The 12,389-nt window shown below is 64.8% G+C and carries 13 protein-coding genes; 7 read left to right on the top strand and 6 right to left on the bottom strand.

Annotation, left to right across the window (positions count from 1 at the left end; all coding sequences use genetic code 11):
- Nucleotides 1–93 precede the first annotated feature (93 nt).
- Nucleotides 94–882: a GntR family transcriptional regulator gene (locus PBV52_RS21765; RefSeq protein ID WP_274240407.1), complete on the bottom strand. Its 789-nt coding sequence runs from the start codon at nt 880–882 to the stop codon at nt 94–96.
- Nucleotides 883–989: 107 nt separating this feature from the next.
- Between PBV52_RS21765 and PBV52_RS21760 the strand changes: the two genes are divergently transcribed.
- From PBV52_RS21760 to PBV52_RS21750, 3 genes are read left to right on the top strand one after another with little or no spacing between them, the layout of a single operon-like run.
- Nucleotides 990–1,397 carry an NUDIX hydrolase gene (locus PBV52_RS21760; protein WP_274249501.1) on the top strand — a complete coding sequence of 136 codons (408 nt, stop codon included), beginning with the start codon at nt 990–992 and terminating at the stop codon, nt 1,395–1,397.
- Between the two features lie 46 nt (nt 1,398–1,443).
- Nucleotides 1,444–1,872 carry an ATP-binding protein gene (locus tag PBV52_RS21755; RefSeq protein WP_274240406.1) on the top strand — a complete coding sequence of 143 codons (429 nt, stop codon included), beginning with the start codon at nt 1,444–1,446 and terminating at the stop codon, nt 1,870–1,872.
- Nucleotides 1,872–2,261 (top strand): hypothetical protein, encoded by a 390-nt coding sequence (locus PBV52_RS21750; protein WP_373922019.1) that lies wholly within the window; start codon nt 1,872–1,874, stop codon nt 2,259–2,261. Before PBV52_RS21755 ends, PBV52_RS21750 begins: the two co-directional genes overlap by 1 nt.
- Before the next feature lie 40 nt (nt 2,262–2,301).
- Here PBV52_RS21750 and PBV52_RS21745 read toward each other — a convergent pair whose 3' ends face one another.
- On the bottom strand, nt 2,302–4,080 hold the full coding sequence (locus tag PBV52_RS21745; RefSeq protein WP_274249465.1) for an IS481 family transposase: 1,779 nt from the start codon (nt 4,078–4,080) through the stop codon (nt 2,302–2,304).
- Nucleotides 4,081–4,691: 611 nt separating this feature from the next.
- Here PBV52_RS21745 and PBV52_RS21740 point away from each other — a divergent pair.
- Nucleotides 4,692–5,636: a hypothetical protein gene (locus PBV52_RS21740; RefSeq protein ID WP_274240404.1), complete on the top strand. Its 945-nt coding sequence runs from the start codon at nt 4,692–4,694 to the stop codon at nt 5,634–5,636.
- A 151-nt stretch (nt 5,637–5,787) separates the two neighbouring features.
- Here PBV52_RS21740 and PBV52_RS21735 read toward each other — a convergent pair whose 3' ends face one another.
- A complete protein-coding gene (locus tag PBV52_RS21735) occupies nt 5,788–7,146 on the bottom strand; it encodes a hypothetical protein (RefSeq protein ID WP_274240403.1) in 1,359 nt (452 codons plus the stop codon).
- A gap of 888 nt (nt 7,147–8,034) precedes the next feature.
- On the opposite strand from PBV52_RS21735, the gene PBV52_RS21730 reads away from it, so the two are divergent.
- The 3 genes from PBV52_RS21730 (at nt 8,035) to PBV52_RS21720 (ending at nt 9,782) form a co-directional block, all read left to right on the top strand.
- The gene (locus PBV52_RS21730; RefSeq protein ID WP_274240402.1) at nt 8,035–8,352 is read left to right on the top strand and encodes a hypothetical protein; all 318 of its coding nucleotides are present in this window, start codon (nt 8,035–8,037) and stop codon (nt 8,350–8,352) included.
- 410 nt (nt 8,353–8,762) lie between these two features.
- Entirely contained in the window at nt 8,763–9,452 is a 690-nt protein-coding gene (locus tag PBV52_RS21725) for a hypothetical protein (protein ID WP_274240401.1), read from the top strand.
- Nucleotides 9,453–9,560: 108 nt separating this feature from the next.
- On the top strand, nt 9,561–9,782 hold the full coding sequence (locus PBV52_RS21720; RefSeq protein ID WP_274240400.1) for a hypothetical protein: 222 nt from the start codon (nt 9,561–9,563) through the stop codon (nt 9,780–9,782).
- 577 nt (nt 9,783–10,359) lie between these two features.
- Here PBV52_RS21720 and PBV52_RS21715 read toward each other — a convergent pair.
- The 3 genes from PBV52_RS21715 to PBV52_RS21705 form a co-directional block, all read right to left on the bottom strand.
- A complete protein-coding gene (locus PBV52_RS21715) occupies nt 10,360–10,692 on the bottom strand; it encodes a carboxymuconolactone decarboxylase family protein (RefSeq protein ID WP_274240399.1) in 333 nt (110 codons plus the stop codon).
- A 192-nt stretch (nt 10,693–10,884) separates the two neighbouring features.
- Nucleotides 10,885–11,232, bottom strand: coding sequence for a carboxypeptidase-like regulatory domain-containing protein (locus PBV52_RS21710; RefSeq protein WP_274240398.1), 348 nt, complete (start codon nt 11,230–11,232; stop codon nt 10,885–10,887).
- Nucleotides 11,233–11,242: 10 nt separating this feature from the next.
- Entirely contained in the window at nt 11,243–12,175 is a 933-nt protein-coding gene (locus PBV52_RS21705) for a serine protease (protein WP_274240396.1), read from the bottom strand.
- Nucleotides 12,176–12,389 lie beyond the last annotated feature (214 nt).

Below are 12,389 nucleotides of genomic sequence, written 5' to 3'. Positions count from 1 at the left end.
GCCACACAACTTGCCCACTCGTCTATACGAGTATGCCTGTTGGGGTGTACGAGTTCGGGAGAACGGCCCCGCGCACCACCGCCGGTCAGGCCCTCACGTGGCCGGGAGCTGGTACGACAGGACGTACGCGTCCGCCGCCATGACCGTGTCGCAGACTTCTACGGCTCGCCCCTCGGTGTCGTACGCGGTGCGGATCAGGTGGATCACGGGCACGCCAGCGGCCAGCCGGAGCGTCTTCACCTCGGCAGGCGACGGCATCCGGGCACGGATCTCCTCCTCGAAGTGGTCGAGGCGGTGGCCCAGTTCTTCGAGGCGGGCGTAGATGCCGCCAGGTCCGGGGTTCGGCTCGGCGATCGGCGTACCTCGCGCGATGTCGAGCGGAAGGTAGGAGGTGGCGAACTCCACGGGCCGCCCGTCGAGCAGATACCGACGGCGGCGAGCCAGTACCCGGCGCACGGAGCCGAGCCGGGCGGAGACATCCTGGCTGGCCTTCTCTTCCTTGACCTCAAGGCTGTCGACCTGGGGGTGACTGCCGGCGGCGTCCGCCTCGACGATGAAGGCGGACTTGCCCTGCTCTCGGTGTCGCCGGGCGAACCGGTCGGAGGCGAGCCGCCGCACGGGAGGCCGGGGCCGCACGAAGACGCCCTTGCCATGCTCGGCATGCACGAGCCCTTCCCCCTGCAGGATGGAGAAGGAGTTCCGGACCGTCATCCGGGAAACCCCGTAATGCTCGACAAGGTCAGCTTCGGAGGGCAGCTTGTCGCCCTCTCTGAACCGCCCACGGTCGATGGCCTCACGCAGCTGGTCGGCGATCTGCCGGAAGACCGCACGATCGCTCGTGGGGTCGAGATCGCCGAGGAGGCCGGAAGGAAGAGACGGCACCTGTACTCCTTTAGGTATCTAGACGAGTGGGCGAGTGTTGTTGCTACGGTGGAGAGCCTAGCCAGCCGAGAGGGCCGAGGAACGTGAGCACAGAACGCCCGCACTCCGTGAGCGTGGCCGGGGTCGTCGTAGACGGCCAGGGCCGGGCCCTCTTGATCCAGCGCCGCGACAACGGCAAGTGGGAGCCGCCGGGCGGAGTCCTCGAACGCGAGGAAGCCATCCCCGAGGCTCTCCAGCGCGAAGTTCTCGAAGAGACCGGCATCAAGATCAAGCTTCCCGCGACCTTGACCGGCGTCTACAAGAACATGAAGGGCTTGATCGTCTCGCTGGTCTTCCGCTGCGAAGCCGCCGACGGCACGCCCACCACCGGTGACGAGACCCGCGCGCTGCGCTGGGCCACCCGCGAAGAAGTATCCGAACTCGCCGACGAGGCGTACGCGATCCGCGTCCTGGACGCTATGGACGCGGCGTCTCCGCCGGCCATCCGCGCCCACGACGGCGTGAAACTCGTCTAGCCCGAACCCGCTACACATGGCGGCCTACCAGCACGAAGGAACTTGTATGCACGAGTATACGAGTAATACACGGGTCTGGGGGCTCACTTGCCCAGGATTTCCGGAAGAGGTGAGCCGGGCCCGCCGATGGACCCGCGACATCCTGCGTGGCTCGCCGTTAGCCGAGGACGCCGAGCTGATCGTGAGCGAGCTGAGCGCGAACGCGATCCTGCACACGGCCAGCGGCCGGGAGTCCGGAAGCTTCCATCTGGCGCTCGCGGTATCCGCGCAGGTGATCGCCTTGTCGGTGACGGACGACGGAGGCACGGGGATGGGCCCGAAGGTCGAGCACCAGGACCAGGAGGCCGAGCACGGCCGGGGCCTGGGCATGGTCAGCGTCATCGCGCACCGGGTCGTGGTCCACGAGACCGACGGCGGTCACACAGTCACCGCGGAGCTCTTCGCCCGCCCGCGCCGAGGAGGCCACCCGTGCTGATGGACAAGCCGCAGTGGGGCTACTGGTGTGAGTGCTGGACCGAGGACTTGGACGAGCAGCGGAGGCCGGCGCTTCTGGCATCGATCGACGCGTACTCGGCGGCCCAGGCCGACAGGTGGGTTGCGGTCGCCCTGCGTGCGATCACTCCGGCGCTGGATTCCGAAACCTCTGACGAGGCGTGGGACTGGCTGTACGAAGGCCGCATTGAGACGCGGCGAGCCCTCCTAAAGTCAGAGCCCTGCACCGTGTCGATCACTCAGGACCGCACTCGCATCACATGGACGATCCGCCCGGTGCTCTTCGTGCCGCTCGCCCACCGCCAAGGATTCGAACTCCCAGGCTGCGCATATGACTTCAAGCCCTGCGCGGCCGTGTCGAGTCTCAGTTGATGGTTGACGGGTTGGCGTCGGGTGATGCTTGACGTCTGCCCTAGACGATCTTTCGGCGATTGTGTTCGCCGGAGTTGCGGACCACCACCTCCTTCCTGGTGACGCGGGGAACGGTGGTGATCAGCTCGGTTCCCTGGAAGATGCGGATGCTGGTCTCGTCCAGGTGGGCGGTGACAATCTGGCGGGCATGGCCGCGGCCGAGCTGGATGCGTTGTCCGGCGACCACGAAGCCGCCGGTGCTGCTGACGGTGCGCTCGGCGATCTGCTCGCCGGGCGGTGGCAGCAGCGGTGGAGGGCCGGCCGGACGGCCGCCCTGCAGACGACTGCAGGCCGACGGCGGCAGCGGGCTGGGCAGGGTGGCCTTGAGGACCCGCTGTTCGTCGAGGACCTGAAGGATCCGTCCGTCGAGCCGCAGGGTGACTCGTTGTCCGGCGAACGGCCAGCCGATGAGGACCTTGTCGCCGCCCAGGCCGACGTAGCCGACCGCGTTGACGGTGCGATCGACCTCCACCGCCTTCGGGGAGTCGTCGGCCGGGCCGGGATCATCGGGCCAGGGTCCGGCTGGACGGGCATCGCCGCTGGCCAGCAGGGCTTTGAGGTCCCGGCCGGACAGTTTCGAGGGCAGCGTCTTGTGCCGTGCCCCGCCGATCAGCACATGCAGCCGGTTCACGTCGATGCGCAACGTGACCGTGGTGCCGGCGAGGGCCGGACCGAACCAGATCTGCTGCCCGCGCAGGCTCAGATTCCCCGAAGCAGGAACCTGCCGCTCCACCTCGATCGCACCGATCTCGCCCTCGGCCAACGGCCAGGCCACCGGCGCCGGTTCAAGCGGCGGCGGATCCGGCGGAGCCGCAGGAGTGACCAGGTCGAGGCGGGCGGGCAGGACCACCGGCAACACGTCCTGCTCGGCCCGCGGCCGGGGGACGAACCGGCTCGCCGGGACGGCCATGTCCAGGGCCTGGTGCGGCCGCATCCGGTTGTAGTCCTCCAGCCAGGCATCCACCGCCGCCTGCGCGGCCGCGAGGTCTTCGAACGGGCCGCAGCCGTCGAGGAGTTCGCGTCTGAGTGTCTGGTGAAACCGCTCGATCTTCCCGGTGGTGGTCGGGGACTGCGGTCGGGTGAGCCGGTGGGTGATGCCGTTCTCCCGGCAGATCCGGTCGAACATCGTCTCCCCGGGCCGTCCGGAGCCGAACCGGGCGGTGAACTGCTTGCCGTTGTCCGTCAGCACCTCCTCAGGCACTCCGAACCGGATCAGCGCTTCCCCGAAGGCCCGACAGACCGCGCGGGCGGTGGCCCGCTCGACCACCTTGGCGATCACCATGAACCGTGAGTGGTCGTCGATCCCGGTGACCATCTTGCACTCGCCGCCGCCCGCGAGCAGGATGCCGCCGACAATGTCCATCTGCCACAGTTCCATCGCCGCAGACCGTTCCCACCTGCGGTAATCCGACCGGCGCCGCTTGCGGACCCCGGGCTCGACCAGGCCGTTGCGGACCAGGACCCGGTAGATGGTCGCCCTGGAGGGGACCGGTGTGATGCCCCTGCGGTCCAGCTCGTGCACCAGGCGGCGCGGACCCCAGGTGGGATGCCGGCGCCGCAGCTCACACACCACCGCCTCCACCTCCCCGGCGATCCGGTGCGGACACGAGACCGGACGGTGCGAACGGTCCACCAGGCCCGGCAGGCCCGACCGCTCGTACTTGCGTACCCAGGCATGCACCGACTGTCTCGACACCCCATACCTGGCCGCGACTTGAGTGACCGGAACCCCCGCGGCAACCTCCATCACCGCGTGATACCGCTGCTCGACCACGCTCAACTCCACCAGCACGGCCCCGACCCTCCCCATGCGCCATATCCAGGCGCACAGCCAAGCCGAGGCAAGCGGTGTCAAGCATCAGGTGAGGCCACAGCGTCAAGCATCAACCGAGACAAGACAAGCCCCACGCGAACGACTGAGTTACAACTTTCTCTACTGGTTCAAGGCGGCTCGCTCCGCTCCCCGCGCGCGGCCCGGCCCCCGGCCGGGCCTGCGCTCCTGTCTCCGCCCCGCTCCAGCCCAGCCGGCGCCCGTACCGCGCTCAAAGCATGCAGCCGCCTGATGTCAGAGAAGGGGTACATCGTGGCTGGGGCGGTCGGCTCCACGGCTTTACGGAGCCACTTTGGCGCGAGCCTCGCAGATCATGGCCCCAACGTCGTGCTTTACCGGGCAGGTTCACTACCTGCCCGACTCGCCGGAAGCTTACGGGGCCATGATCACTCGCGCCAAAGCAGCGCCACCCCAAAGCCGCTCCACCGACCTCGCGCTTCCAAGCATCGCAGCGTTCCCTTGGTGACCGCCAAAACCTAAATTCCCAGGACATGTCACTCAGTGTGTAGCTAACATTTGGCGAGATCGAAGGCACCAGGGGATTACAGCGGGAGACGCGAGTGGCACTATTGCAAGATCTGATTAGAGATGCGGCTGGCGAGGAAGTCTCTACCGCAAGCCTTCTTCGACAGGCTCGAATTGTGGCAACACGTCTACGAATTTCCGACGCATTGGACTGGATCGATAGAGAACTAACAGGATACCCCGACGAGGACGTACCAGCCTATCGCGGGCCATTTCCTGTGCACACACTTGGAAACTTTGCAGGACCCTTCGGCTCAGGGATGAGCAATGCTCCTGTGGCCGTCTCCATGCTACCCGAAAGATTCAACCCCTCTCGACTTGGCAAGACCAGCATAAATTCTAGCGTTTCCGAAATCGAAGATCTCCTCAAAGGCGATCTTCGAAATGGAATTGGCGTTCCTTGGACCGCAGACATGGTGGCCCAATTCAACTTCTATCACACTCGTGGCGACTTCACCATGTACGAAGGAATGGGCGCCACGCGCATTTGGCGTCAACTTTCACCGTCGCTCTTGCGCGCCATTCTCGATGCAGTTCGCACACGAATCCTCGACTTCGCACTTCAACTTGAGGCAGAAAACCCGGAGGCTGGGGAGAAATCAGGGGAGTCTCTCGTGACACCTGAAAAAGGGAACGAGATTTTTCATACAGTGATTAATGGCCCTGGAGCAAACGTAGCGCTAAACTCAAACAACTTCACTCAGAATTCTTACGCTAGTCCCCCAAAGACAGAAGGTGAGCTGGTTGACAGATTGAGACAGGCTGGCGTCAATGAAGAGCTGCTGACATCGCTAACCGTAGCAATTTCCGAGGACCGCGCCGAGGCGGGGGGAGAACTGGCAGAGCCTGGTCCTCGTGTGCAGGGGTGGCTGGGCAGGGTTCTGGCCCTAGGGGCCCGATCGTCTGAGGCGGTCGGCACCGGAGTCGCAGGCGGAGTAGTCACGCAACTAGTTCTTAGCTACTTCGGCCTGGGAGGGTAGATGTAGAGCATCCGATTGATATGAGGGTCGCCGGTGTTGCGGTCGCTGGGCCGTCCAAGGCCCTTCGCGGCCGAACGATGGCAACCGAGAGCACCAGGAGGACAGCCAGCCTCGTGAAAGCGCGAGGCTAGCTTGACCAACAGAACGCTAGCTAGTCCTGCGCATCAATAATGGTCTCAAGCGCCAGGAAGCGGGCTAGGAGGATGTCCGGGCCGAGCAGATTCGCTTCACTACTGCGCGGCAGCAATTGCGGCGTCTCAGAGTATTTCGGATCATCCTTTGCGTGCACAATCCTATTTCGGAGTGCGTAGATCCTACGAGCAACTTGAACCTGCACGGTCTCCGACGTGGAACTGAGATTTATGCCAGGAACCCCTTTTATGGGCCCTTTACGAGAAAAGTGCTCAATGAATCCGTCACCCTTTAGGGCCTCTATTAGCTTGTCCTCTCGGACGCAGTCCCGTACCAGAATTTTCAAAGCTTCTTCTTCGCCCACACCCCTCGCTCGCTCGGCGACGTTTAGTACTCGAAGCACAGAAGCGTCATCCGAAACATCAAATGCGAAGTCCCTTATTTCGCGGCGGACACGCTTTAGCGCATCTCGACGCGCCACGAACGGCAGATAGTACTCAAGCACTTGATAGTAGGAGAGGAAGGCAAAGGGCGGATTATCTTGAGCTTCGCCGGCGAAAGAGAAGATCGCCGCAACCTCGCGAGGTACGCGCGTTGAGGGGAAGCTGATCGACTGCCACTCCGTCGTCGGCTTCCTCGACAAGAAGGGTAGCCGACCACGCTCTCGTGGTATCAGACTGAGAACAAGACCATATTTAGCATCGAGCTCGAATAGCAGATCGTGCGCAAGTTGCTGCACTTGCATGGAATTGGCGGCGACGTCATTAGACGATCCCAGCATCACTTTTAGCGTGTGCTCACTGAAGTTGTCCGCCGTGTAATATCCGAGATCATAGGCGAGGAGTGTGGCAATTGGACTGATGGGGGAAATCTCGACGCAGGCATTCAAATTGGGGCTTCGGAGGTGAAACCCTACTTCGTGCGTCCGTGATTTCTGCTTAATTACATAGGGCTCGAAGGTGTGCCCACAATCAGGTTCAGCATACCGCCAGGAGTATGACTCGATGATTTTCCCAGCAGGAATGGTAGAGCTAGAGTTGCCGATCAGAAACTCGGCGCTAGCCCCATTGTGAGAAATTACCCCCCTGTACTCAGTGTGATCTCTATATGTATCCAACCCCGAAGCGGCGGCCGGGAGGTCAGTCACACGGATATCGGCGTTCCTGAGGAGTCCCCCTTGTCCTCGTGAAGACGAACCATCACGCTCGTCCACGAAGTGCATACCGTCACTGTAGTGACCTGCTCTGCGGAATCCGAACTTGACGATTTTGTCAATCGCCGCCACTTGCTCCTCAGACAGCGATATCTCGATCTCTTCATCTTCGGGTAGTAGGCCTAGCGATACTTCGTACTCGAAATCGTCATCAACCTTAGACACCCAACGATCCCCCTCCTGATGCATCGCAACATCTCGGCGCTCTTACATGATGCACCATGATGCGGTTACGCCTACCCGACAGCAAAAAATGTGCAGTCATGGTCTGCTTCTGGCAGGTGCTCCTTATACCGGCCAGCAGTTCAAGCTCCATTGCCAGGTCGAGAGCCTCTGTCCTGACGGCACTCACTGATAGCAGCACCGGCGCACGAACCCCACCAACACAGTTGGGTGCACACGAGACCGCGCGCCGGATGTACTGACTCGCGTACGCGTGGAGCTTCCGTACCGCCGGCCATGCGCCCTACCCCGGTCCTTGGCCTGTAGCGCACGCTGGGTGCCGACCCTTGAGACGAACTACCGGGGGGTGGGCGGTGGGTGAGTGGAAGCAAGGGAAGTGCGGTTGGCCGACTGGAGCCGGAGGTCGTTGCCAGAACAAGACGATGAAGGGCACGTCGCGCTGCTACCTCCATCAAGGTGTCTGGACGAAACGCGGCCAGGCCGAAGTCAAGAAGAGGGCGAGCAGGCGTCGCAAGAAGTGAACCCCTTGCTGTGCAAGCCCGGCCGCGATGGGAGGGCCTCTGATGCGCACTGCAACCCCTGACGATGGTCGCACCACAAGCGCACCAGATCGAGCGGGGAACAGCGGGGACTCACGGTGAGAGCAGGCAGCGGCAACAAGGACCCGTTCAAAGCGTTCACCGAGGTCAGAGCAAGAACTGGCTCCAAATGATCGCAGCCTCCCAAGCTGATGTACTCCGCCTGGTCCTCGCACTGGTGATTTGGTCCTCACCGTGACGGGGAGATCGTTCAGCGTGGCGTTGCACCAGCCCCGGCCCTATGGCGGCACACTCTGGCGACCCATCAACGGCCGGCTGAGGAGATAGGCCCGTGACGAAGTTCGATCAAGTGCAGACGTCAAAGCTGCCAACCGGCTACGCCCAGTTGGTGCTGAGTCCTGAACACCTTTTCAACGCCCCTCTGCCCGATCTTCTCTCGGAGCTGGGCGTCACGCTGGATGAGTCTTCGATTACCGACCCAAACTTCACGGGTGCTGCCGTGGTTACCCGGGACCACCGTGTGATTCTTTCCATGAGGGCAGGCCAACCGGACTGCGAGCGCGACGTTGTTGCGCGAGCGCTGTTGGGACGCGTGCTGAATGTGCCGTTGTCGCCGTTGCCTGAGCCGTACCGCATGAGCGAAGTCTGAGCCGGTCGGCTGTCTGGGCCGTCCCTGGGCCGTCCGACGCCGCCAAACAGTGGCCAATGACGACCAACGACGACCACCAGGCGCCCGACCCCACCGCCCCTGACCAGCAAAAACCCAGCTCACCAAGATCCCCGACAAGACCCAGGGCAAGAAGAAGTAGCCTGAGCTGATCAAGCCCCCTACCTGCGGTCTTTCTGCGGGTAGGGGGTTTCTCTCTGCACGAGGGCCCCGTCGGAATGCGGCGACCGGCTCCCGCAACTCTTCGTGATCATGTCACCAGCCTGTGACAACGCTGTCTTGGAACGAAGGCACCGGGATCCCTTCGTCCCGCAGCCCCCTCATAGTCATCGAGCAGCACCGAGCAGCCGAAACCGCTTCGGCCTCAACCGACCGATGACCAAGGGGATTTCATGTCCGGCAACCGTCGCAAGGCCTTCCTCGTCTCCGCAGCCATCGTGGGCGGTGCCATGCTGATGACCGCGTGCCAGGACACGGACACGGACAAGGCCACGGACGCCGGCGCCGCGCAGGGTTCTTCGTCCGCCACCCCGGCCGGCGATGCGGCCACCCCGTCAGGCTCGTCGACCGCGGGCAGCGGCCAGGGGTCCGACAAGGGCTCCGACGCATCGGGCAAGGGAACCGGGGACGCGGCCGGCTCCGGCTCCGGCGCAGACACCGGCAACGGCGAGCGGGAGCCGGTCGGGCAGAGCTGCGGGGCCAACGACATCTCCTGGAGCACCAGGTCCGAGACCCAGGCCGGCGGATACATCCTGATCATCGCGAAGGCGAAGTCGGGGATCACCTGTTACCTGCCCGCCGCGCTGCCGACCGTGGCGTTCGGATCCGACGGCACCCAGGCGGGTCCCGCGGAGCAGGCCGTCGGCGAGCAGATAAAGCTGAGTGGGAGCACCGCCGCCTACGCCGGGGTGAACCCGAAGACCACCAACGGAGACGGTGGCAAGGAACTGGACAGCATCATCGTCGGCGTCGGTGACGACGACCCCAACCCGGTGTCCCTGCCGGTCGGCACCATCACTGTCGAGAAGCCGATCGTCACCAACTGGCACACCGCCCCGACAGAGGCCGTTCCCTTCAGCTAGTCCTGCGGTCGAGTTTCCGGTCGCCTGACGAGGTCTGGAGTATGTTGCCGTCCTGTCTGTGTGGACGGCCACAGCGAACGGGATGGACGTAGGCGCATACTAGGGGCAATGACTAAGCCTGCTGTACCGAAGCGTCATTTGCCTACCAGCCCCTTCAAGGCCCCGGTCGCACCGGCTCCCAAGCACTTCGCCGTGGGCGACAAGGTCACGCACGACGTGTACGGACTCGGCCGGGTGATCGGCATCGAGGACGGAATCGCGGCGCTCGTGGATTTCGGCTCGACTCAGATGCGGATCCTGAGCCCGTACGCCAAGATGACCAAGCTGTAGGACCGTTGTGCCCGGTCACGGCACGCCAGGCCTCTAGGGGCCTGTAACGAAAGGCAGACCTCTCATCGACCAGACCTCGCTGTTCTCCGCCCTGGAAGGGCAACCCCGCCGTTCCACCGCAGTATCGCCACCTCCGGCGACCAACCCCTTCCAGGCCTCGGATCTCGGAGAAGACGGGATCTTCCTGATCGAGGATGCGCAGGAGCCCGCCCCGACCATGCGTGCGGCGCGGCCCAGGGCTGCCTAGCTGCCAAACCCACGTGTCGCCCGTGGACGTGGACGCACCCGTGGACGTGGACGCAGGTGAACGCCTCCGCGGACGTCCGCTGTGGGGCGGCGTCAGGGTGCGGTTTGCGTCCGCCGTGCGCCGGTGCATGATCACGGCTTTCCGAGTACGTGATCACGGCTTCCCGAGCTGAGCGGCCTGGACGCCATCGCATACGAAATCCCCTGGGCGCTCCGCCCTCAGCGCCTCGTAGCCTCGCGGAACCGGGCGCGTACCCCCCGACCTGTGAACAAGCCCCCTACCTGCAGATTTCCTGCAGGTAGGGGGCTTCTCGCTGTCCCGAGGGCGTTCCTACGCCTGCCCCTGTGCCTCGGCCTGCGCATCCGCGACCGCAATCGTGATGCCAAGCGCCTTGGCGATGTTCCCGGCCGCCGTCATGACGCGCGCCGTACCCACCACGGGCGCGATGGCAACAAGCACATCCTGCACCTGCTCCGCAGTCATCCCGGCCTGGATGGCAGGGTCGATATGGGCGACGTACGAGATCGGCGGGGCGTCCGAAGCGGCGAGGGCGGCGATGCGGGTGAGCATGAACGTCTCCGGGACCAGCCCGCACCGCTCGACCGAGTCGACCGTCATGGCGGCGAGGGTGTCCAGTACCGGGGTTTCAGATGCTGTGGCCATGGCAGGTCGTCTCCTGTTGGTGTCGTGAGGGAAGTCGACGGGCGGCGGCGCCGGCACGTGAGGGCACCTCATCTGGTGCAGCGCCCACCGCTCGACCGTAAGTCCGTTTCCCGCGGATCGCCTGTCGAGGGGTCACCCGACGGAGCCTCCGAAGAAGCCTGCAAGATCCGAAGGACCCTCCAGGAACGGTTGTCAGCCGAGCGTCAGCTCGACCCGTACCGCCGCCTCAGGAGCCCCGGCCCCGTCATCGCCCGGTCCCCCCACCCGCACCGTCGCCTCGGCCATGCCGGGCGGCCCCATGGCAGGATCCGCCCGGCACAGGAGCGCGTAATCACCCGGTATCGGGGCGGTGAGGGAGAACCGTCCCTCGGTGTCCGTCACGGCAGCGATGTCCGGCAAGGGCCCGGGCCCGTCGGTGAACAGGACATGGGCGCCGGGCACGGGTACCCCCGAGGCGTCATGGACGACGCCGGTGATCTCCCTGGCGGACCCTGCGGACCCTGCGGACCCCGCAGCCCTCGCCGAACTGCTGTCGTTCATGGAGCTTCGCTCACGCTTTCCAGGCCACGTAGTTGTTGTAGACGGGTGTGGTGAACCGGGTACCCGAATTCACCCGGGCTCCGCCATAGGCGTGGATGGCGAAGCCGTAGCGGTTGCCGTTGTCGATGCGGTAGACGGAGCTCCCGCTCTGGCCGCCGGCCGTGTCGATGTCGTAGTACACCTTCCGCGCGGTGACGGAGTCGACGCCGCGGGCCGCGTACCAGAGCGTCCCGGGCGGCTTGTCGCCCGGATAGCCGGCGATGTTGCCGGTGGTCTTGAGCAGGTCCGAGTCGGACCAGACGCCGAAGCCGAACCAGCCGGTGGTGGAGCCGATGTTGGACGGCGTGACGATGGCGCCGTAGTCGAAGTTGTCGTCGCCGTCATCGGTCCAGCCGACCACGGAGCGGAAGCTCGTGCAGGTGACACTGCCGTACGGCAGCACGGAGCCGTTGCGTCCGGGCATCACCTGGATGCTCTTCACCCAGCCGTCCCGGCCCGCCACGCCGCTGCCCTTGATGTAGACGCAGTGGCCCGCGGTCGCCACGGTGTGCGGTCCTACGAGCCAGCCGGTGCCCTGGTAGAGGGTGTTGTCGCGGGCCGTGATCAGCAGGTAGCAGTGCACCCGCCACGGGTACACCGCGGTGTTGGTGATCTGGACGCGGTCGTCGGGGCCGTGCACCGTCTTCTGCGCCGACGGCGGCGGACCGAACGACGCTTCCCCGATGTCGGGCAGGGCGACCGTCGGGGCGGTCCAGGCCTCGGGCGGGAACCCCTCGGGCCGCCGATAGCCTTCGACCGGCTCCAGTCCCTCACCCGTGCCGTGCAGTACCTCGCCCTGCGCGCCCTCCGACGGCGGTTGCAGGACGGCTTCCTGCTCGGGGGCCAGCGATACGGTCACGTCCTCCGGCTCGTTCGATACGGCGTTGTGCGGGTCGTGCGGCATTCTGGATCACCCAGCCTCTCGGAGCTGCGTTGTGATGCCTGGAGACGCCGCGGCCGCAACGTTTGGGGTCATTGCTCTTCTACTGCCGCCGGACAGGTGCGGCAATGCGCCTTTTGCGCCGACCCTGTGGGCGCACGCGCCCGCTGCCGGGGGAGTACCGGGCGGGGATGCGGACCGGTCGCCGGAAGCCCATGAGGCCCCTAGGGGCGCGCAG

Origin of the sequence: Streptomyces sp. T12, assembly GCF_028736035.1 — a bacterium.
Classification (GTDB): Bacteria; Actinomycetota; Actinomycetes; order Streptomycetales; family Streptomycetaceae; genus Streptomyces.
The sequence above is the reverse complement of the archived record's forward strand: the minus strand, read 5'-3'. Positions and strand labels throughout refer to the sequence as shown.